Below are 19,177 nucleotides of genomic sequence, written 5' to 3' on the forward strand. Positions count from 1 at the left end.
ATCTTATAAGTGGGTCGCAATCTGCGGCAGCAGATCATCAAAGGTGCGGCCATTGCCGTTCTCGCCGATGGCGTGCATCTTCCATTCGCCGTTGTGGCGGTAGACCTTGGCCATGATCTGCGCCGAGTGCGGACCTTGCACCGACAGATTGAAACGCGCCACTTCGCGGCCATTCGCCGCGTCCAGCAGACGGCAGTACGCGTTCTCTACCTGCGCAAACGTCTGGCCGGTAAAGCTGTTCACCGTGAACACCAGGCTCTTGACGCTCGAAGGCACGGCGTTCAGATCGACATTGATCTGCTCATCGTCGCCATCGCCAGCGCCGGTGCGGTTGTCGCCCGTGTGCACAATGCTGCCATCCTTGCTCTTCAGCTGACGGAAGAAGATCACGTCCACCGGACGATGGCCTTCATCAAACATCACACAGGACGCATCCAGATCGACCGCTTCGGTCTTGGCGCCAAAACCCAGGAAACCCTTGGACTTGATGGCATCCCAGCCCAGGCCCATCGTCACGCGGCCCAATGCGCCGCCAGCTTCCTTCTCCAGAGAGATCTTCTGGCCCTTGCTCAAATTGACTGACATAGTTACTCCTTATTGCGCGGATTGACGCAGCAGCCAGGCCTGGAACGAAGTGCTGTTACGCGAGCAAATCAGCGCCTTGCCTTTGCCCGAAAATCGCAGCACCATGCCCTCGCCGCTGGTCTGGCTGTTCACCAGATTGCTGAGGAATCCGCTATTGCCGCCGGTGGTGACCGAGATCTCGTAGCGCAAAGCGCTATCCCAAGCCACCACATGCGAGTTATCGATAATGATGTCACGCCCCGGCTCCACCTCGAGCTGCGAGATGCCGCCGAAGCCGGACACCGCCACCTGACCGACGCCGCTGGTCTCGGTGATGAAAAAGCCGCCGCTTTGCGCGAACAGGGCATTGCCCAGGCTTTGCGTACGCACCTTGAGTTCCACGCCGGAAGTGGCGGCGACAAACGCGCCGTCACTGAGCATGTACTGCTGGTTGCCGACATCCAGCACCTGCATTGCACCCGGCAGGGTCGGCGCCAGCAGACAATCGCCACCGCCACGCACCGCCTCGATATGCTGCTGGAAGAAGGACTCGCCGTTGGCGAAGCGGCGCATGATCGCTGCGCCGATGCCACCAGTGATCTTGCCCTTCAAGTCGAGCGCCGATTCCATCATCACCATCGCGTCCGATTCGCAGTAGATTTTTTCTCCCTGGCGCATCGACACATGCAGGAATGGATCGACGTCACCAGTGATCGTAAATACAGGCATGATTGCGAGTCCTTTCCTGAATGATTAAACGCCTACGCCGAACGAACCAGCCAGAGGACCGAGACCGCCTTTAAAGCCCTGACCAACCGCCTTGAACTTCCAATCGCCACCGTTGCGATATACCTCGCCAAAGATCATGGCCGACTCGGTCGAGCTGTCTTCCGACAGGTCGTAGCGGGCGATTTCCGCATTGCTGCCAGCATTCACCGTGCGGATGAAAGCCTTCTGCACCATGCCGAAGTTCTGGCGGCGTGCATCGCCTTCGTGGATGGTGGCGCAGATCGCGATACGCTCCACATCGGCCGGCACCTTGGTCAGGTCAATGGTGACGGTTTCGTCGTCGCCATCGCCGTCGCCGGTACGGTTGTCACCCGAGTGAGCCACCGACTGGTCGGTCGATTTAAGGTTGTTGTAGAAGATGAAGTCACTGTCGGTGCGGACCTTGCCGTCCACTTTCAACAGGAAGGCCGAGCCATCCAGGTCGAAAGCGTTACCGTCGGTTGCACGCACATCCCAACCCAGGCCGACCACGATCTTGGTCAGGCCAGGTGCTTCTTTGCTCAGATTGACGTTGCCGCCTTTTTGCAGACTGATTGCCATTTTTGATACTCCTTAAATGAAAACCGGACTTTGGGTACTACCAGGCGGCGAGCCGTTGTCCGTATAAAACGGCCCGCCGGATTCTTTACGCTGCTGCGATAGCAGCCGTGGCTTCCTGCTTGCGGCGGTGACGTATGGACGACCACACCGACGCTCCGATAAACGCCACACCAATCAAGCCAGTGAAGATCTCAGGCACATGAAACTTCATGCTTGCCAACATGATCGCGGCCAGAATACCGATCGCGTAGTGGGCGCCGTGTTCCAGGTACAGGAACTGGTCGAGCGTGCCCTTCTTCACCAGATAAATCGTCATCGAGCGGACAAACATCGCGCCAATCGCCAGGCCCAGCATGATGATCACAACGTCCGTGGTAATCGCAAACGCGCCAATCACACCATCGAAACTGAACGAGGCATCCAGCACTTCCAGGTACAGGAAGCCGCCAATACCACCCTTCTTGACCATGTCGCCGACGTTGCCGCCGCCTTCTTCTTCCTTCTCCAGCAGGCTGCTGATACCGTCAACACCGACGTAGATCAGAATGCCCCACAGACCCGAGATCAGCACCACCAGCTTCTGGCCTTCGCTGACCAGACCCATACAGCCCAGCAGCACGCCCAGCGCGATCATCACGGAGATCGAGGACATCTTGCCCAGCGAGCCCAGTTTCTTCTCGAAGTTACCCAGCCAGTGGGTTTCCTTCTCGTGGTCCAGCAGGAAGTTCAGGAACACCAGCAGCAGGAACATGCCGCCGAATGCCGCCACTTCAGCGTGGTGATTCGTCAGGTGCATCGAATACGTTTTCGGATCATTCAAGGCCAGCGTCCACACATCCATGATGCTGATGTCAGCGGCCACCGCCACAATCACCAGCGGGAAGATCAGCCGCATACCGAACACCGCGATGATGATGCCGACGCCAAGGAACAGCTTCTGCCAGTACTCGTCCCAGTTCTTCAATACCGAGGCGTTGACCACCGCGTTATCGAAGGACAGCGAGACCTCCATCGCCGCCAGGATCAGCGCGATACCAAAGGCGGACAGCGCCCCACCCCACCCTGCCAGTGCATAGCCCCACCAGCCAGCCACCGCAAGGCAGATAAAGCTGACGAGGAAAGAAATTCTGAAATGCTTCATCGTTTTCTCTCGTAGTTATTAATCGATGCAACGCAGTGTAAAGAAATCCGACATTTTGAAAAATAGAAGATAATTGAAGTATTACTTCGTAAAAAACGAACCATGAAAAACAGCACACTGAACTTTCGTCACCTGTACTTCTTCTGGATGGTGGCCAAGGAAGGCGGCGTCACACGTGCTGCCGAGCGTCTCGGCCTGGCCGTGCAAACCATCAGCATGCAGCTGGCATCGCTGGAGCAATCGATTGGAAAACAGCTGCTGGAACCGCAAGGGCGCCGCCTCGTCCCCACTGAAGCGGGCAGAAAGGCGCTGAGCTATTGCGACCAGATCTTCCTGCTGGGCGAACAGTTGCAGGACGCACTGGAAGAAGCGGATAACGGCAAGATGCGCCTCACTGTCGGCATCTCCGACTCGCTGCCCAAGCTGATCGCCTACCGCCTGCTGCAAGCCACCCAGATCATGGACACGCAGGTGCGCCTGGTCTGCATGGAAGACGAATTTGAAAACCTGCTGGCCGACCTGGCGCTGGGCAAGCTGGACGTCGTACTGACCGACCGCACCGTGCGCGCAGGCGGCAGCCTCAAGGTATTCAGCCACCTGCTGGGTGAAAGCGACATGAAATTGTTTGGCGTACCGCGCCTGGCGCGCAAATACCGCCGCAACTTTCCAGAGAGCCTGCACGGTGCGCCACTGCTGCTCCCGACCCGCAACAACGCTCTGCGCGGCCGCATCGACGCCTGGCTGGTCGAGCGTAAAGTACGGCCCGAAATCGTTGCCGAGTTTGAAGACAACGCCATGCTCAACACCTTCGGACGCAACGGCCTGGGCTTGTTCTTCGCACCCTCCGCACTGGCGCAGGACATCGAAGACCAGTTCGGCGCCGTTCTGGTCGGCGATGCGCCCGAATTGCGCGAGCACTTCTACGCCATCTCCAACGCCCGCAAAATCACTCACCCGGCAATTGAAGCCATCCTCAACGCAGTCCACTCCGGCCTCTTCGCCTAACTCGCTGGTTTCTCGCAGGAAAAATAGTCGAATTTGCGCTGTATTCGTGCTGAGTCGTTTAAGATGCGGGTTTCAATTACGGAAAACCGCCGCTCGGCCCCTATGCAAAACTTCCTGCTTGTCGTTCTCGCCATCTTTCTGGTGGCGTTGAATGGTTTCTTCGTCGCTGCCGAATTTGGCATCGTCACTCTGCGAAAAACGCGCGTGCGCGCCATCGCCAAGACACAGGGACTCAAGGGGCGCATCCTCGGCAAGGTGCACGGCGAGCTGGACGCTTATCTGTCCGCTTGCCAGCTGGGTATTACGCTGGCCTCGCTGGGCCTGGGCTGGGTCGGTGAACCGGCCTTTGCCGGCCTGCTGGAACCACTGCTGACGCTGGTTGGCATCACGTCGCCCGAGCTGGTGCACGGCATCGCTTTCGTGTTTGCATTTGGTGTCATCTCGTTCCTGCACATCGTGGTCGGCGAACTGGCGCCCAAGTCGCTGGCGATCCGTATGCCGGAAGTGATCGGCCTGTGGTCCGCGCTGCCGCTGTATGGTTTCTACTGGGCCATGTACCCGTTCATCTATCTGCTCAACGCCAGCGCCAATATGGTGCTCGGCCTGGCTGGCCTGGCGGGCAAGGGCAGCCACGACAGCCATTACTCCGTCGAAGAACTCAAGCTGATACTGCGTACCAGCCAGCCTGGCGAGAAGTTCAACCAGGACGAACGCAACATCCTGGCCCATTCGCTCGATTTCAGCGATCTGTCCGTCTCCGACCTGATGCGTCCGATTAATGAGGTTATCAGCCTGAGTGCCAGCCGCTCGCTCAAGGACAACCTGGACGCGATGCTGCGCAACCGCTTCAGCCGCTACCCGTATTACGACAAGGATGGCGACACCGTGCTGGGCGTGGTGCACTTGAAAGATTTATTCTTTGCCATGCAGTCCGGCAAACCAATCACCGACCTGATTCCGTTCCTGCGGCCGGTGGAAACGATTTCCGCGCGCACCCCGGCGCTGGAGCAGTTCCGCCGCTTCCGCGACGGCGCGCCGCACTTTGCGATGATTGGCGAAAAAGGCAAGCGCCCGCTGGGCTTCGTCACGCTGGACAATCTGCTGGGCGCCATGGTCGGCGAGATCCACGACGAGTTCCGCCTCAACGAGAACGACTGGCTCAAGCAGCCGGACGGCACGCTGATCGGCAAAGCCAGCCTGCCGATCTTCTCGCTGGAACGCACGTTGGGCATCGATATAGAAAATGAAGAACTGGGCCTGGAAGAGGTAGAATCGGTAGGCGGCCTGATTATGCTGAAACTGGGCGATATCCCGAAACAGGGGCAACGCATCAGCTTCCGCGGTTTTGATATCGTCGCCAAGAAAATGAACGGTCCGCGCATTCTGCTGGTCAAGGTGATCCCGAAAGACGATACCGAGGATAACGCCGACCAGGACTGACCGGCGCCCTGGGGCGCCAGGGAGGAGTTATGCTAGTCCGGCTTATCCTGTGCAGCGCCCTGCTCGGCCTGGGCGGTGCCGCCGCCGCGGAAAACTGCGGCCACCTGCGCAGCGCCTTCTACGAATACGGCGCGTTCTACTACAAGGCTGCCGACGGCAGCTGGACCGGCATCGACAAGGATGTCGTCGATGAGGTGGCGCGCCGCATGGGCTGCGTCATCGAAGCGTCTACCGATTCCCGCGTCCGCATCTGGGCTGGCCTGGTCGCGGGCAGTCTCGACATGTCGGTATCCGCCATGGCGACACCGGACCGGGAAAAATTCGCGCGCGTGGTCCCCTACATCGCCGAACACAATTACGTGCTGCTGCACAAGGACGTCAGTGACAGCGTCCGCAGCATGGACGATTTCCTGGCCGATCCCAGTATCAAAATCGGCGTCATCAAGTCCTTCCGCCACGGCAAAGTCTACGACGCCTGGCTGGACCGCTTGCGCGCGCAAGGACGCGTTTACGAAGCGCCGGACTACCCTGCCCTGCTGCGCCTGTTCAAAGTGGGACGGGTACAGGCCATGATGGCGCTCAGCGTCGGCTGGTATCCGCTGGTCAAGCATCAGCAGGTGGCGGGCAGCTACCGTGTCATGGACTGGTCGCCGCAGAAGGAAGCGCTGGTGGGTGGACTGATCCTGTCACGTCAGCGCGTGGATGCAGCGATGGCCGCGCGCTTCAGCCAGACCATCCGCGCCATGCGCGAAGACGGCACGCTGAAGCGCATCTTTGAACGTCACCTCGATCCCGAACTGGCGGCCAGACTCATCAACTTTTAAAGCGCGTTGCCAGTCCAGTTGCGCAGCAGGCCAAGGCCCACTGCCAGCAGGGTCGGGCCAATGAACAGGCCGACGAAACCAAACGCCAGCACGCCGCCCATCACGCCCAGCAGCACCAGGATGAATGGCAAGCTGGAGCCGCGCGAAATCAGCACCGGCTTGACCACGTTGTCGACGCCGCTGATGACAAACATTCCCCACACAAACATGAAGATAGCCCAACCGGTGCTGCCCTGGTTGAACAGCCAGATGGTCGCACCGCCCCAGATCAGTGGTGGACCAACCGGTATCAGCGAGAACAGGAAAGTGGCCACCGACAGCAGCGCCACGGCCGGCACGCCGGCAATCAGGAAACCAATCGCCGCCACCACCGCCTGCGCCAGCGCGGTGCCCAGCAAGCCATACATCACGCCGCGCACAGTGCGGCTGACGGTATCGGCCACGGTCACGCTTTGTTCGCCAATCAGCTTGTTCATGCCGGTGGCCAGTGCCTGCAACATGGCCTGGCCGTCGCGGTACAGGAAGAAGCTGACAAACACCGCCAAGCTGACCTGCGCCACGCCACTGCCCAGCACCATGCCGCCGCCCAGCAACAAACGGCGCGCCGGTTCCAGCAAATTCTTGGCCACGTTCATGAGCTCTTCGCGGCTGTGCAGCAGCTTGCCCAGATAAGTGTAAGCCGCCTCCCCCACTACCGGAATATCCTTCAGCCAGGCCGGTGGATCGAGCGTGCCGCTGCCCAGGCCGTCCTTGATCTGGTCATAGAAGTCGGAAGCGTTGCCGGCGATATTCCACGTCACCAGCGCCAGCGGCACGATGATGAGCAAGGTCAGGCCCACGCTCATCACCAGCGCGGCAAGCGTGCGGCGCTGCCTGAGTTTGCCGAGCAGGCGCAGGTACAGCGGCCAGCTGGAAATCGTAATGGCTGCGGCAAACAAGATCGCCGCCAGGAACGGCCGCAGCACAATCAGGCAGCCGATCACCAGCAGGATCACGGCGGCAAGGCGGGTAAAAGGCTGGAAGCGCTGTTGCATGCGTTGTCCGATCATGAGAGCAGCAGTTTAAGATCCTGAACCGTGATAGACACTGGCTGGCCTGGACGGATCAGCAGGCGTATCTTGCCCTGCTTGTCGAACACATAGCTGGCGGCGGTGTGGTCCATCGAATAGCTGCGCGGATCCTTGCCTGGCACCTTGCTGTACATGACCTTGAACTCTTTGCCCACGGCAGCAGTCTGTTCCGGCGTGCCATACAGCCCCAGGAAGCGCTTGTCGAACACCGGCACATACTCCGCCAGCAGCTGTTGCGTATCGCGCTCAGGATCGACCGTCACAAACAGCACTTGCACCTGGTCGGCCTGCGGACCGAGCGTCTTCATGATTTCCGACATCTCGGCCATGGTCGTCGGGCACACATCCGGGCATTGGGTATAGCCGAAGAACATGATGACCACCTTGCCTTTGAAGTCGGCCATGGTGCGCGGCTTGCCGTTATGGTCGGTCAGCGCGAAGTCCTTGCCGAACGATGCACCGGTGAGATCGGTGCTCTTGAACGCCGGCGCCGGTTTCTCGCTACAGCCTGCCAGCAGCGCCAATGCGATCAAGGCAAAAGCAAAGAGTTTTTTCATGGCTTAGCGTACGTCCAGCAGTTCAACGTCAAAGATCAGCGTGGCGTTGGGCGGGATCGGACCGATGCCATTATCGCCGTAGCCCAGGCTTGGCGGTACGATCAGGGTACGCTTGCCGCCGACTTTCATGCCCTGCACGCCATCGTCCCAGCCCTTGATGACCTGACCGCCGCCAAGCGGGAAGCTGAACGGCGCACGGCCAATCGAAGAATCGAACTGCGCGCCATGCTGCTGCGGCGCATCTGGCACATACAGCCAGCCCGTGTAGTTCACCACCGCCTCCGTCCCTGCCACGGCTTCCTTGCCGGTACCCACTACCGTATCGGTCTTCTGCAGGACCGCCACCGAGGCTGAGGCTGAGGCTGAGGCCGAGGCCGAGGCCTGCTGCGGCGTCTTCGCGCGCTCACAGCCAGCCAGTAGGGAAACCGAAATCAATGCCAGGGCGAGAACTTTTTTCATCAGTGTGTGTCTTTCAGGTGAACTTGTTTTTGCTTGAGACAATCTAAGCAATATGTCGCCATTATCAACGATTGCCAAAAAGAGGCAAACATCAATGAAGTTGAGGCCAGCCAGCCCACCAGGGCGGCTGCAATCAGGCCAGGCGAGTTACCAGGGAAGTTACTTACCGAGCGCGGTTCCAATCATGCGTGCGACCACCGTTCCCAAATGAGAAGTGCGCACTTTGCCGTTTTTCTTTAGCGGAACGGCTGCGTCGATAACGAGGTTGGCACGTAATCCGAAGACCTGTTCCTGTTCTTCTAGTAATGTTCATGAGTCTCAACAAGAGAACGCCATTTTTTGTCGGCTGCAATGCATATTAAAACGGAATCGGGCACGTCGACGCGGTCGGCTGACCGAAACTGGCCCAGCCTGACTTGGGATTGCTGTTGGCCGAAATGCTGCCTTTGTCGGGGTAAAACAGGCAGTACTCGCCAGTGGCGGTAATGACGCGGTAGATACGCTTGGGGTCGTTGGGCGCGCTGAACAGTTCGACGCGGGCGGCTTCATACCATTTCGGTTTGACCGCCGCATGGGCTGCGGCCACGCCTTTGGCCAGCCGCGTGGCTGGCGTATCCACGGGCGCGCTAAAGCCTTGCCGCTGTTGGGCGCGCAGTTCACGGTCAATGGCGCCAGCGATCTTCAACATCTGCTGTTTGACGTCTGCTGGCAGCGCAGCCTGCGGATCGGCCAGCAGGGCAAGTTCTTCAGGCGTGTCTGACGGTGCCGGTGCCGGCGGTGATTGCGTGACTGGCACAGCGGGCGCTGGCGCGTCCTCTGCTAACCGTTTCGGTGATGTCGGCGCGGCTGGCACCTGCATGGTCTGGACTGGCACCGCTTTCGGTAGTGGTGGCGCAGCTTGAAACAGCTGTATCCACACGCGCTCGTCTTGTGTCTGGCGATTGGGCACAGGACGCGTGGCAAACCACAGCAGCGCCACATGCAACAGGGCGACCGCGGTTAAACCAGCAAAGTTCCGGCGTGGATGAACAAGCATGTGGCTAGTAAATAGTTACCAGCCGCGCAGCATAACATCTTGTTCAAAACAGAAATACGCGCTTTGTCACGCCTTAGAGCTTGATGTAGTGATCCACCAGCAGTGCCAGGAACAGCAGGCCCAGGTAGACAATCGACCAGGTGAACGCCTTACGTGCGATCAGGTCAGTGTAGTGGCGGTAGATCTTCCACGCATGGCGCAGGAAGACGGCATTCAGGATGACCGCGCTGACCAGATAGATCAGGCCGCTCATCTGCACCGCAAACGGCAGCAGCGTGGTTGCCGCCAGTGCGATCGAATACAGCCAGACGTGGAACTGGGTGAACTTCATGCCGTGCGTGACCGGCAGCATCGGCAGGCCGGACTTCGCATAGTCATCGCGGCGGTACAGGGCCAGCGCCCAGAAATGCGGCGGCGTCCAGACGAAGATGATCAGCACCAGCAGCCATGCTTCCATCGGCACATCATTGGCCACGGCCGCCCACCCCAGTGCCGGCGGCATCGCGCCCGACAGCCCGCCGATCACAATATTTTGCGGCGTCGACGGCTTCAGAATCATGGTGTAGATGATGGCGTAACCGAGGAAGGTCACAAAGGTCAGCCACATGGTCAGCGGATTGACCAGCGAGTACAGCACCCACATGCCCGCGCCGCCAATCACCAGCGCAAACACCACGGTCTGCGACACCGAGATATTCCCCAGCGCCATGGGACGGCGCGCAGTGCGCGCCATGCGCGCATCGATCTCGCGCTCGGCCAGGCAGTTGACGGCAAACGCCGCGCCCGTGAGCAGCCAGATGCCGACGGTTGCGTACAGCACCAGCGACAGCGACGGCAGCCCATCCGAGGTGCCAAGGAACATGCCGATGACGGCACAGAACACGGCCATCATGGTGACGCGCGGTTTGGTCAACGCCCAAAATTGCGAGGCGCGGTTCTGCTGTTTGCTGCTTACGGTTTGCGTGGTCATGAGCGATACTTAATCAATGCCGTACCGTCGACGTGGAGGGATGCGAGGCGCCGAATGCTGCCTTTTTTGCAATGTCGTACTGGTACTTAGCCTTGTAGTTTAACATGGTCAGCAAAAGTACCAGCAGCGCCGCCCCGGCGTTGTGCAAGACGGCGATCGTCAGCGGGAAGCTCAGGTAGATGGTGGCGATGCCCGTCAGGATCTGCGCCGCCAGCGCCAGCGCGATGTTGCGGGCGGTTTTATGCAGCACATCATGCCCCCACGCACGCCACGCCGTATAACCGGCCACCAGCGCCACGATGATGCCGAAATTGCGGTGCACCCAGTGGATCGCGGTCAGCGCCTGGAATGGCAGGTAGTGGCCGGCGGCCGTCTTGCCCAGCTCGCGCCACAATGTGAAGCCGTGTTCGAAGTCCATGTCCGGGATCACCTGGCCGCCGCACAGCGGGAAATCGGTACACGCCAGCGTCGCGTAATTGGTGCTGGTCCAGCCGCCCAGCGCCAGCTGCACCAGCAGCAGCGCGGCCGTCACGCCCGCCAGGATGCGGATGTTGCGCATGGCCGGTGGCGAGGCGCTGACCACGGTGCGCGGCGCGATCAGATGGTTCTGACGGCCGCCGTACCACACCAGCATGGACAGCAAGCCCATGCCTAGCAGCAGGTGGATGGTGACGATCACCGGCTGCAGCTTCAGCGTCACGGTCCATGCGCCAAACGCGCCCTGCAGGCAGACGAAGAAAAACAGGGCCGTCGGCAGCCAAGGCGCGTATTCGATACGCCGCGTCTTGCGCCATTGGTACCAGGACTGCGCCATCATCGCGACGATCAGCACGCCGATGGTCATGGCCAGGTAGCGGTGGATCATCTCGATCCACGCCTTCACCACCGTGACCGGGCCGGTCGGCATCAGCGCCTCGGCGGCCACGATCTGCTCATGCGCCAGGAACGGGTTGGCGGCGCCATAGCAGCCCGGCCAATCCGGGCAGCCAAGGCCGGAATCGGTCAGCCGCGTAAAAGCGCCAAACACGATCAGGTCGAACGTCAGGAACACGCAGACCCACACCAGCTTGCGGTACTTACTGGCGTCCGATGAAGTCCAGACGATGGCGGCCGGCAGCAACGCAATCAGCAGCGCCGTGATAGCCATTTGAGCAAGGGTGAGGTGCATCTGCGTTACCTATTCTTTAACCGATGGCCGAAGCCTTCAACAATTTTGCGATGTCCTTGTGGACCCGCTTGACCTTCTCGACATCGCTGGACACCGCCCCTTTCGGGAAGCGCATCATCAGGTTGCCCAGCGGGTCGATCAAATATACATGGTCGGACAAACGGTCCCCACTGCCCTCCAGCGGCAGCCACTTGGCCACCACATCGGCCGGTGCGCGCAGCATGTGGGTGCCGTCGTTCACGCGCAACAGCATGGTTTCCAGCGGCTGCTCGTCGGTAATCAGCCACACGCGCTCGATACGCTCCATCTCCTTGCCCTGCATGGTACGCAACTGGCGCATGGCAAACAGCTGGTCCTGGCAGTCCTGCTGGCAATCGGATGGGCCTACCTTCAGCATAATCCATTTACCCTTGAAATCCTCCAGCTTGGCCGGCTTGCCGTCCAGTGTGGCGCTGGCCATGGCGGGAATCGGATAGTTGCGCGGATCGATGAGCGCGCCGTAATTGGTTGCTCCGCCTTTGGGTTTGATCACGTAATAGGTGAAGTATGACGCAATCAGCGGCGCCGCGCACACGGCCAGTACTGCAATCAGCTTCCAGCGGCCGCGTTTAGGGTTGTTTGGTTTTTCCACGTCTGAATCCGTTCACGACAAAAAAGATAACCGCCATCGCCGACAGTGCGTACCACTGAAAGGCGTAGCCCTGATGTTTTTCCACGCCCAGCGACGGCGCCGGCCAGTCGCGCACCATCTGCGCATCGTCGCCGGACGGCTGGGCTGGCGCGCCTTGCTCAATCACGAAAGGCTGCATGGTCAGGCCGCTGTCCCTGGCCAGTTGCAGCGGATCGGCGTTCTGTACGATGGCGTTGGGCGTCAATGGCGGCGCGCTGCCCAGTTCCAGCACATGGCCGGCATTCAGGCGAGCCACACCTTGCAGTGTGACCATGCCTTCCGGCGTGGCATAGGCAGGCAGCTTGTCGCGCACGGCCGGATCGCGCGGCAGCCAGCCACGCTCCACCAGCACGTGCATATTCGATCCGGCAATTTTGAATGGCATCAGCAGATAGAAGCCTGCCCTGCCCTGATATGGCCGGTTGTCCAGATACACCGGCCAGCTGCGCACGAATTCACCGCTGACGGTGACGCGGTGCCAGTCCACGGCATCGGCCGCGACGGGCGCGCCGTCCAGCATGACAGGCGCGGCATGGGCGCCCTGCGCCAGTTTTTCCTGAAGCGCTATTTTCTGCTCGGCGCGGCGCTGCTGCCAATTGCCGAGCTGTACGCCGACGACCACCACCAGCACCGTGGCCACGAAAGGAATCAATTTAAAGCGGAACGCCATTACAATGGAACCTCGATCAAACCGTCACTCCTCATGCTATGAAAATTGCTGTTGCCATCGCGTTCATCCTGATACTCGGCAGCCTGGGGGCGGCGTTCTTTTTCCTCATGCGCGACAAGGGCCGCAGCAACAACACCGTGCGCGCGCTGGCAGTGCGCGTGGCGCTGTCGATAACCCTGTTCCTGCTGATCCTGCTGGCCTATCGCCTGGGCTATATCCATCCGACAGGCATCCGCACCGCCTAACCCGCACTGCGGCCTGCAGGGGTCTGACCCCGTACGGGGTCAGACCCCGCGGCTGGCGTTGCGCTTTGGGTCTGACGCATAAAAAAAGCCGCACCGGAGTGCGGCTTTTGTCTATCTGGATTTTATAACCAGTAGACCACGACGTACAGCCCCAGCCAGACCACGTCCACAAAGTGCCAGTACCACGCCGCGCCTTCAAACGCGAAGTGGTGATCCGGCGTGAAGTGGCCACGCAGCACCCGGTACAGCACCACCGACAGCATGATCGCGCCCATCGTCACGTGGAAGCCGTGGAAGCCAGTCAGCATGAAGAAGGTCGAACCGTAGATGCCCGAAGTCAGCTTCAGGTTCAGCTCAGTGTACGCATGGTGATACTCATACGCCTGGAAGCCCATGAACACGGCACCCAGCAGGATGGTAGCAAACAGCCAAAACGCCGTCTGCGCGCGGTGGCCAGCACGCAGCGCGTGGTGGGAAATAGTCAGCGTCACGCCCGAGGTCAGCAGCAGCGCGGTGTTGATGGTCGGGATCGGGAACGGCCCCATGGTCCGGAACTCTTCCACCGTGCCGGCCGGGCCGACATTACCCCAGTGCGGTGCAAAATCCGGCCAGATGAATTTATGGTCCAGGTCCGACAGCCACGGCATGGAAATCGTCCGCGCATAGAACAGCGCACCGAAGAACGCGCCGAAGAACATCACCTCGGAGAAAATGAACCAGCCCATCGACCAGCGATAGGAATGGTCTATGCGCTGGCTGTACAAGCCACCTTCCGACTCCTTGATGGCGTCGCCAAACCAGAAATACAGCACGATCAGCGTACCAACGATGCCCAGCAGGTTGGCCACCGGCCCCCACGACACGTCATTGACCCAGGCAGATGCGCCTGCCATGGTCACCAGCAGGCACAGGCCTGCCAGCAGCGGCCAGCGCGATGGGCCGGGCACGAAGTAATACGGTGCTGCGGCGCCATGTGAACTTGTGGAACTCATCTTCATCTCCCTAATCAACTTTTATTTAGCTACTACGAGTTTGACGATTGATATCAGTAATCCTATGAACACAGCCACGGCCAGCAAGGCCGCGAGGATGATGTGGAACGGGTTCAAGCCCTGCTGGTCCTCATCAAAATCACGCTTGCGGCGCAGGCCGACAAACGACCACAGCACAGCCTTCATCGAATACAGGAAGCCGGGCTTTTTACTCATCAGTTGGCCGCCGTCTTGACCAGGCCGCCGCCCACCTCAAAGAAGGTGTACGACAGCGTGATCGTTTTAACGTCCCTGGGCAGTTTCGGATCGATGTAGAACACCACCGGCATCTGCCGCGCTTCACTGGCCTTCAAGGTTTGCTGCTTGAAGCAGAAGCACTCAACTTTTTTGAAATACGGCGTCGCGTTTTGCGGCGCATAGCTTGGTATCGCCTGCGCATTCATCTCGCGCGGCTGCATGTTGACCACTTCATACATCACCGTGTTCAACTCGCCCGGATGCACCGTCATGCTGGCTTGCGTCGGGCGGAAACGCCACGGGCCTTGCGCATTGCCGTCGAATTCGATGGTCACGTTACGGGTCTTGTCGACCTGCGTGTTCTTGTCGAATTCCACGGTGCCGTCCTTCTGCGTCAACACGTTCAGCCCCAGCGCTTCGCAGATCTGGCGGTAGAACGGATTGAGCGCATAGGCAAAGCCGAACATCGCGACTGCAATGACGATCAGCTTGCCCAGCAGGGTGCGGTTGGCGGGCGTCATGTCAGCTCAGCCAGATGCGCTTGACGAACACCATGACAAAGAAGAACAGCGCTGCCCCGCCCAGGAACAGGGCGGTGCGCAGGTTGTTCGGCTTCTTTTGGCCGTTCATGATTATTTGAACTGCGGTGGGGTTTCAAAGGTGTGGAACGGCGCCGGCGACGGCACAGTCCACTCCAGACCTTCCGCACCATCCCATGGCTTGGCTTCCGCCTTCTTGCCGCCACGGATAGTCGGGATGATCACGCCAAACAGGAAGAACGCCTGCGACAGACCGAAACCAAACGCGCCGATGGTGGCGATCATATTGAAGTCGGTGAACTGCGCCGAGTAGTCGGCGTAGCGGCGCGGCATGCCGGCCAGGCCCAGGAAGTGCATCGGGAAGAAGGTCACGTTGAAGGTGATCAGCGACAGCCAGAAGTGGATCTTGCCCATGGTTTCGTTGTACATATGGCCGGTCCATTTCGGCGACCAGTAGTAGAAACCGGCAAACAGCGCGAACAGCGAACCGGCCACCAGCACGTAGTGGAAGTGCGCCACCACATAGTAGGTATCCTGCAGCTGGATGTCGATCGGGGTCACGGCCAGGATCAGGCCGGTGAAGCCGCCGATCGTGAACACGAAGATGAAGCCCACCGCAAACAGCATCGGGGTTTCAAACGTCATCGAACCGCGCCACATGGTAGCGATCCAGTTGAACACTTTGACGCCGGTCGGCACCGCGATCAGCATGGTCGCGTACATGAAGAACAGCTGCGAGGTCACCGGCATGCCGGTGGTGAACATGTGGTGCGCCCAGACGATGAAGGACAGAATTGCGATCGACGCGGTGGCGTAGACCATCGATGCGTAGCCGAACAGCTGCTTGCGGGCGAACGCCGGCAGGATCTGCGAGACGATGCCGAACGCCGGCAGAATCATGATGTACACCTCCGGGTGGCCGAAGAACCAGAAGATGTGCTGGTACATGACCGGGTCGCCGCCAGCGGCAGCGTTGAAGAAGGAGGTGCCGAAGTGGCGGTCGGTCAGCGTCATGGTAATCGCGCCAGCCAGCACCGGCATCACGGCGATCAGCAGGTAGGCGGTAATCAGCCAGGTCCAGCAGAACATCGGCATCTTCATCAAGGTCATGCCCGGTGCGCGCATGTTCAGGATGGTGACGATGATGTTGATCGACCCCATGATCGACGACGCGCCCATCAGGTGCATCGCGAAAATACCCATGTCCATGCCCATGCCCATCTGGGTCGACAGTGGCGCATACAGCGTCCAGCCGGCCGCCGTGGCGCCGCCTGGCACCAGGAACGAGGTCGCCAGCAGCAGCGCTGCCGGTGGCAGCAGCCAGAACGAGAAGTTGTTCATGCGCGCAAACGCCATGTCCGAGGCGCCGATCTGCAGCGGGATCATCCAGTTGGCGAAGCCGACGAAGGCCGGCATGATGGCGCCAAACACCATCACCAGGCCGTGCATGGTGGTCAGCTGGTTAAAGAACTCCGGCTGGAAGAATTGCAGGCCAGGTTTGAACAGCTCGGTACGGATGGCCAGCGCCAGCACGCCGCCGGACAGCAGCATGATGAAGGAGAACCACAGGTACAAGGTGCCGATGTCCTTGTGGTTGGTAGCGAACAGCCAGCGCGACAGACCGTGCGGATGGTCATGTGCGTGATCGTGCCCGTGGTCGTGTGCGTGATCCAAAGTGCTAGTGCTCATGTTGTAACGCTCCTGATTACTTACGTGCAGCCACGACTTCGGCTGGTTGAACGATGTTCTCGGCGGCCTTGTTCGACCAGCTATTGCGGGTGTAAGTAATCACAGCCGCGATATCCGTATCCGACAGTTGCTTCCAAGCGGGCATTTCGGCGGAATATTTTCCGCTCTTCTTACCGTGCAGCAGAACGTTGATCTGTTCCGCCTTGGGACCGTTGACCACTTCCGAGCCATCCAGCGGTGCGAACGCGCCTGCAACACCCTTGCCGTTGGCCTGGTGGCAGACCACGCAGTTGGTGTTGTAGACTTTTTCGCCCTTGGTTTTCAGCTCATCGATCGTCCAGGTTTTGTTGGGATCATCAGCCAGCGCGGCCATTTCTTTTTTCTTGCCGTCGACCCAGGTCTTGTACTCGGCATCCGTGACCACGCGCACCACGATCGGCATGAACGCGTGCTCCTTGCCGCACAGCTCCGAGCAGTAGCCGCGGAAAACACCCGTGTGTTCAGCCTTGAACCAGGTATCGCGCACGAAGCCAGGAATCGCATCCTGCTTCACCGCAAACGCCGGAATCGACCACGAGTGGATCACATCATTGGCGGTGGTCACCATGCGGATCTTGCGGTGCACCGGCACCACCACCTCGTTATCGACTTCCATCAGGTAGTTGTCGCCGCGCTTCTCGGTCGGCTCAAAGCCCGGTGCGCCGACTTGTGCGCGCGGCGTGGACAGGTTGGACAGGAAGGAAATCCCCTCGCCCTCGCCCTTGAGGTAATCGTAGCCCCACTTCCACTGCATGCCGGTGACCTTGATGGTGATGTCGGCATTGGAGGTGTCCTTCATGCCCACCACCGTGCGCGTGGCAGGCAGCGCCATGCCGATCACGATCAGGAACGGCACGATGGTCCAGGCTATTTCAACCGCAGTGGATTCGTGGAAGGTGGCCGGCTTGTGGCCCAGCGACTTGCGGTGCTTGATGATCGAATAGAACATCACGCCAAACACAGCGACGAAGATGACCAGGCAGACGCCCATCATCCAGTTGTGCAGGCTGTAGACTTCGGTGGCGATTTGGGTGGCGGGAGGCTGTAGATTCAGTTCCCCGGCGATAGGTCCGCCGGTGCCGCCGGTGGCTGCGGCATAGGTGCCCGTGCTTGCTGCGGTTTCAGCTGCCCACGCTGGCATACCCGCTGCCAACATCGACAGCCCGAGCATCAACGCTTGAAGTCGCTTCGCATATTTCATGTTTTCCCCAACTGCCCAAGAAATTAAAATATTTTTTTAACGTCTTACCGGCTGATCGGTGAACTGAACCGGCGACGCTCCTTAAACAACTGACGCCTGCCTGCCCACAACCTTCTGCGGAACAACGCCGACGCTCGATTCTGCTTAATTCAACTGCTCGTTCGTGCTCGATATAACCTGATTTCGCCTGGGGTCGCGGATTTATAGCTGGCGACGTGACACGCTGGCAAAATTAGTGAATGATTATATAGAACAAAAACGAAGCACATCAAGAAATAATCGATTTCACAACTATGCTGTTGCCACGGGCGTTACGCCGCAGGGCAACATACCTTCCCCTCTTAACGCGGCTTGCGCGGCGGGTCAAAACGGATAATTGCTTCGCCCTTGGAAGTGACCTTGGGCGCCGGCCGGAACGCGTGACCGTAGATAACTTCAAAGCTCAGGCCGAGTTTCCCATCGGAACGACGACCACGCTCGAGCGTATCCAGCATACGTTGCCAGGCCTGTTTGCCCATCATGCTGCGACGCAACGTCGTGAGCGGATTTCCGCCCAGCGCACGCACGTCAGCTAACAACGCTTGTGGTGTTTCATAGGTCACCGTGATGGTTTCCATGTCCAGCACCGGCGTCGAAAAGCCCGCTTCCACGAGCTGATCGCCGAAATCGTGCATATCCACGAAGGGCAGCGCATGGGGTGACAGGTCCGCTTCCGCAAACGCATTGCGCACCTCGCGCAGCGTATCCGGGCCGAAGCAGGAAAACATCAGCAGGCTGTTCACGCGCAACACCCGGCGCCACTCGGCAAACACGCGGTCCGGCTGCGGATGCCAGTGCAGGGCCAGATTCGACCAGACCAGATCCAGCGCATTCGGCCCCAGTGGCAGCTCGGCAAAATCACCGCACAGCAGATCGACGCCGCTTTTGGACGGCAGCAACTTGCTCAGCAACTGGTTCAGCGACGAGGATTTGGCGCCCGGCCCCTGGGCAGCGCGCAGCATGGCTTCGGCGGCATCCAGGCCCAGAATATGGGCCGCAGGATACATTTTTTGCAACAGCGGCAGATCGGCGCCGGTGCCACAACCGGCGTCCAGAACGCGCAAGGGCGCTATTTTAATCAATTCCAGGCGATCAAACATGCGGGAAGATATCTCCCGGCGCAGGAAATCGGCGGCCTGCACCCGTTCAGGACGGGAAAACAGCTGGCGGACGCGCTCCAGATCGATCGGTGCGCTGAGTTTGGGGGGATTAGCGGGGACTTGCATGATGAAGAGTCGTTGTAATGCGATAATGTCGGCAGTGTACATGGTAGAACGCCATTGCGACGACCAC

General features: G+C 59.7%; 22 protein-coding genes. 4 read left to right on the forward strand and 18 right to left on the reverse strand.

Annotation, left to right across the window (positions count from 1 at the left end; all coding sequences use genetic code 11):
• Positions 1-3 precede the first annotated feature (3 nt).
• The 4 genes from BUA36_RS13685 to BUA36_RS13700 form a co-directional block, all read right to left on the reverse strand.
• Positions 4-585, reverse strand: a complete 582-nt coding sequence (locus tag BUA36_RS13685; RefSeq protein WP_072785335.1) for a TerD family protein — start codon at positions 583-585, stop codon at positions 4-6.
• A 9-nt stretch (positions 586-594) separates the two neighbouring features.
• On the reverse strand, positions 595-1,293 hold the full coding sequence (locus BUA36_RS13690; RefSeq protein WP_072785337.1) for a TIGR00266 family protein: 699 nt from the start codon (positions 1,291-1,293) through the stop codon (positions 595-597).
• Between the two features lie 24 nt (positions 1,294-1,317).
• Positions 1,318-1,893, reverse strand: a complete 576-nt coding sequence (locus BUA36_RS13695; RefSeq protein ID WP_072785339.1) for a TerD family protein — start codon at positions 1,891-1,893, stop codon at positions 1,318-1,320.
• 85 nt (positions 1,894-1,978) lie between these two features.
• Complete coding sequence (locus tag BUA36_RS13700) at positions 1,979-3,034, reverse strand: DUF475 domain-containing protein (protein WP_072785341.1); 1,056 nt, start codon at positions 3,032-3,034, stop codon at positions 1,979-1,981.
• A gap of 102 nt (positions 3,035-3,136) precedes the next feature.
• On the opposite strand from BUA36_RS13700, the gene nhaR reads away from it, so the two are divergent.
• From nhaR to BUA36_RS13715, 3 genes are all read left to right on the forward strand, one after another.
• Positions 3,137-4,039 carry a transcriptional activator NhaR gene (nhaR, locus tag BUA36_RS13705; RefSeq protein WP_072785343.1) on the forward strand — a complete coding sequence of 301 codons (903 nt, stop codon included), beginning with the start codon at positions 3,137-3,139 and terminating at the stop codon, positions 4,037-4,039.
• Positions 4,040-4,141: 102 nt separating this feature from the next.
• Positions 4,142-5,479, forward strand: a complete 1,338-nt coding sequence (locus tag BUA36_RS13710) for a hemolysin family protein (RefSeq protein WP_072785345.1) — start codon at positions 4,142-4,144, stop codon at positions 5,477-5,479.
• A gap of 29 nt (positions 5,480-5,508) precedes the next feature.
• Positions 5,509-6,303: a substrate-binding periplasmic protein gene (locus BUA36_RS13715; RefSeq protein WP_072785347.1), complete on the forward strand. Its 795-nt coding sequence runs from the start codon at positions 5,509-5,511 to the stop codon at positions 6,301-6,303.
• On the opposite strand, the gene BUA36_RS13720 is transcribed toward BUA36_RS13715, so the two are convergent.
• The 8 genes from BUA36_RS13720 to BUA36_RS13755 all read right to left on the reverse strand — a co-directional run bounded on the left by BUA36_RS13720 (position 6,300) and on the right by BUA36_RS13755 (position 12,909).
• Positions 6,300-7,337 carry an AI-2E family transporter gene (locus BUA36_RS13720; protein WP_072785504.1) on the reverse strand — a complete coding sequence of 346 codons (1,038 nt, stop codon included), beginning with the start codon at positions 7,335-7,337 and terminating at the stop codon, positions 6,300-6,302. The genes BUA36_RS13715 and BUA36_RS13720 overlap by 4 nt on opposite strands.
• 11 nt (positions 7,338-7,348) lie before the next feature.
• On the reverse strand, positions 7,349-7,930 hold the full coding sequence (locus BUA36_RS13725) for an SCO family protein (RefSeq protein WP_072785350.1): 582 nt from the start codon (positions 7,928-7,930) through the stop codon (positions 7,349-7,351).
• A gap of 3 nt (positions 7,931-7,933) precedes the next feature.
• A complete protein-coding gene (locus BUA36_RS13730) occupies positions 7,934-8,389 on the reverse strand; it encodes an FKBP-type peptidyl-prolyl cis-trans isomerase (RefSeq protein WP_084560150.1) in 456 nt (151 codons plus the stop codon).
• A 358-nt stretch (positions 8,390-8,747) separates the two neighbouring features.
• The gene (locus BUA36_RS13735) at positions 8,748-9,425 is read right to left on the reverse strand and encodes a hypothetical protein (protein WP_139260551.1); all 678 of its coding nucleotides are present in this window, start codon (positions 9,423-9,425) and stop codon (positions 8,748-8,750) included.
• A 73-nt stretch (positions 9,426-9,498) separates the two neighbouring features.
• The gene (gene cyoE, locus BUA36_RS13740; RefSeq protein WP_072785354.1) at positions 9,499-10,395 is read right to left on the reverse strand and encodes a heme o synthase; all 897 of its coding nucleotides are present in this window, start codon (positions 10,393-10,395) and stop codon (positions 9,499-9,501) included.
• A 13-nt stretch (positions 10,396-10,408) separates the two neighbouring features.
• Entirely contained in the window at positions 10,409-11,563 is a 1,155-nt protein-coding gene (locus BUA36_RS13745) for a COX15/CtaA family protein (RefSeq protein WP_072785356.1), read from the reverse strand.
• 16 nt (positions 11,564-11,579) lie between these two features.
• Positions 11,580-12,194 (reverse strand): SCO family protein, encoded by a 615-nt coding sequence (locus BUA36_RS13750; protein ID WP_072785358.1) that lies wholly within the window; start codon positions 12,192-12,194, stop codon positions 11,580-11,582.
• On the reverse strand, positions 12,172-12,909 hold the full coding sequence (locus tag BUA36_RS13755) for an SURF1 family protein (RefSeq protein WP_072785360.1): 738 nt from the start codon (positions 12,907-12,909) through the stop codon (positions 12,172-12,174). The genes BUA36_RS13750 and BUA36_RS13755 overlap by 23 nt, the downstream gene beginning before the upstream one ends.
• A gap of 32 nt (positions 12,910-12,941) precedes the next feature.
• Between BUA36_RS13755 and BUA36_RS13760 the strand changes: the two genes are divergently transcribed.
• Entirely contained in the window at positions 12,942-13,148 is a 207-nt protein-coding gene (locus BUA36_RS13760; protein WP_072785362.1) for a twin transmembrane helix small protein, read from the forward strand.
• Between the two features lie 122 nt (positions 13,149-13,270).
• On the opposite strand, the gene BUA36_RS13765 is transcribed toward BUA36_RS13760, so the two are convergent.
• The 6 genes from BUA36_RS13765 to BUA36_RS13790 form a co-directional block, all read right to left on the reverse strand.
• A complete protein-coding gene (locus BUA36_RS13765) occupies positions 13,271-14,140 on the reverse strand; it encodes a cytochrome c oxidase subunit 3 (RefSeq protein ID WP_072785364.1) in 870 nt (289 codons plus the stop codon).
• A gap of 21 nt (positions 14,141-14,161) precedes the next feature.
• Positions 14,162-14,356: a DUF2970 domain-containing protein gene (locus BUA36_RS13770; RefSeq protein ID WP_072785366.1), complete on the reverse strand. Its 195-nt coding sequence runs from the start codon at positions 14,354-14,356 to the stop codon at positions 14,162-14,164.
• Positions 14,356-14,898, reverse strand: a complete 543-nt coding sequence (locus tag BUA36_RS13775; protein WP_072785368.1) for a cytochrome c oxidase assembly protein — start codon at positions 14,896-14,898, stop codon at positions 14,356-14,358. Before BUA36_RS13775 ends, BUA36_RS13770 begins: the two co-directional genes overlap by 1 nt.
• A gap of 111 nt (positions 14,899-15,009) precedes the next feature.
• Positions 15,010-16,605: a cytochrome c oxidase subunit I gene (gene ctaD / locus BUA36_RS13780; protein ID WP_072785370.1), complete on the reverse strand. Its 1,596-nt coding sequence runs from the start codon at positions 16,603-16,605 to the stop codon at positions 15,010-15,012.
• Positions 16,606-16,621: 16 nt separating this feature from the next.
• Positions 16,622-17,845 (reverse strand): cytochrome c oxidase subunit II, encoded by a 1,224-nt coding sequence (gene coxB / locus BUA36_RS13785; RefSeq protein ID WP_072785372.1) that lies wholly within the window; start codon positions 17,843-17,845, stop codon positions 16,622-16,624.
• 341 nt (positions 17,846-18,186) lie between these two features.
• Entirely contained in the window at positions 18,187-19,110 is a 924-nt protein-coding gene (locus tag BUA36_RS13790) for a methyltransferase domain-containing protein (protein WP_072785509.1), read from the reverse strand.
• Positions 19,111-19,177 lie beyond the last annotated feature (67 nt).

It is taken from the genome of Duganella sacchari (assembly GCF_900143065.1).
Taxonomy (GTDB): Bacteria; Pseudomonadota; Gammaproteobacteria; order Burkholderiales; family Burkholderiaceae_D; genus Rugamonas; species Rugamonas sacchari.

What these genes read in the sequence shown, in the direction of transcription:
- BUA36_RS13715 (WP_072785347.1), top strand. Translation starts at nt 5,509, where the DNA reads ATGCTAGTCCGGCTTATCCTGTGCAGCGCCCTGCTCGGCCTGGGCGGT.
- ctaD (WP_072785370.1), bottom strand. Translation starts at nt 16,605, where the DNA reads ATGAGCACTAGCACTTTGGATCACGCACACGACCACGGGCACGATCAC.
- BUA36_RS13760 (WP_072785362.1), top strand. Translation starts at nt 12,942, where the DNA reads ATGAAAATTGCTGTTGCCATCGCGTTCATCCTGATACTCGGCAGCCTG.
- BUA36_RS13775 (WP_072785368.1), bottom strand. Translation starts at nt 14,898, where the DNA reads ATGACGCCCGCCAACCGCACCCTGCTGGGCAAGCTGATCGTCATTGCA.
- BUA36_RS13690 (WP_072785337.1), bottom strand. Translation starts at nt 1,293, where the DNA reads ATGCCTGTATTTACGATCACTGGTGACGTCGATCCATTCCTGCATGTG.
- nhaR (WP_072785343.1), top strand. Translation starts at nt 3,137, where the DNA reads ATGAAAAACAGCACACTGAACTTTCGTCACCTGTACTTCTTCTGGATG.
- BUA36_RS13695 (WP_072785339.1), bottom strand. Translation starts at nt 1,893, where the DNA reads ATGGCAATCAGTCTGCAAAAAGGCGGCAACGTCAATCTGAGCAAAGAA.
- BUA36_RS13725 (WP_072785350.1), bottom strand. Translation starts at nt 7,930, where the DNA reads ATGAAAAAACTCTTTGCTTTTGCCTTGATCGCATTGGCGCTGCTGGCA.
- BUA36_RS13730 (WP_084560150.1), bottom strand. Translation starts at nt 8,389, where the DNA reads ATGAAAAAAGTTCTCGCCCTGGCATTGATTTCGGTTTCCCTACTGGCT.
- BUA36_RS13790 (WP_072785509.1), bottom strand. Translation starts at nt 19,110, where the DNA reads ATGCAAGTCCCCGCTAATCCCCCCAAACTCAGCGCACCGATCGATCTG.
- cyoE (WP_072785354.1), bottom strand. Translation starts at nt 10,395, where the DNA reads ATGACCACGCAAACCGTAAGCAGCAAACAGCAGAACCGCGCCTCGCAA.
- BUA36_RS13720 (WP_072785504.1), bottom strand. Translation starts at nt 7,337, where the DNA reads ATGCAACAGCGCTTCCAGCCTTTTACCCGCCTTGCCGCCGTGATCCTG.
- BUA36_RS13745 (WP_072785356.1), bottom strand. Translation starts at nt 11,563, where the DNA reads ATGCACCTCACCCTTGCTCAAATGGCTATCACGGCGCTGCTGATTGCG.
- BUA36_RS13735 (WP_139260551.1), bottom strand. Translation starts at nt 9,425, where the DNA reads ATGCTTGTTCATCCACGCCGGAACTTTGCTGGTTTAACCGCGGTCGCC.
- coxB (WP_072785372.1), bottom strand. Translation starts at nt 17,845, where the DNA reads ATGAAATATGCGAAGCGACTTCAAGCGTTGATGCTCGGGCTGTCGATG.
- BUA36_RS13685 (WP_072785335.1), bottom strand. Translation starts at nt 585, where the DNA reads ATGTCAGTCAATTTGAGCAAGGGCCAGAAGATCTCTCTGGAGAAGGAA.
- BUA36_RS13770 (WP_072785366.1), bottom strand. Translation starts at nt 14,356, where the DNA reads ATGAGTAAAAAGCCCGGCTTCCTGTATTCGATGAAGGCTGTGCTGTGG.
- BUA36_RS13765 (WP_072785364.1), bottom strand. Translation starts at nt 14,140, where the DNA reads ATGAGTTCCACAAGTTCACATGGCGCCGCAGCACCGTATTACTTCGTG.
- BUA36_RS13710 (WP_072785345.1), top strand. Translation starts at nt 4,142, where the DNA reads ATGCAAAACTTCCTGCTTGTCGTTCTCGCCATCTTTCTGGTGGCGTTG.
- BUA36_RS13700 (WP_072785341.1), bottom strand. Translation starts at nt 3,034, where the DNA reads ATGAAGCATTTCAGAATTTCTTTCCTCGTCAGCTTTATCTGCCTTGCG.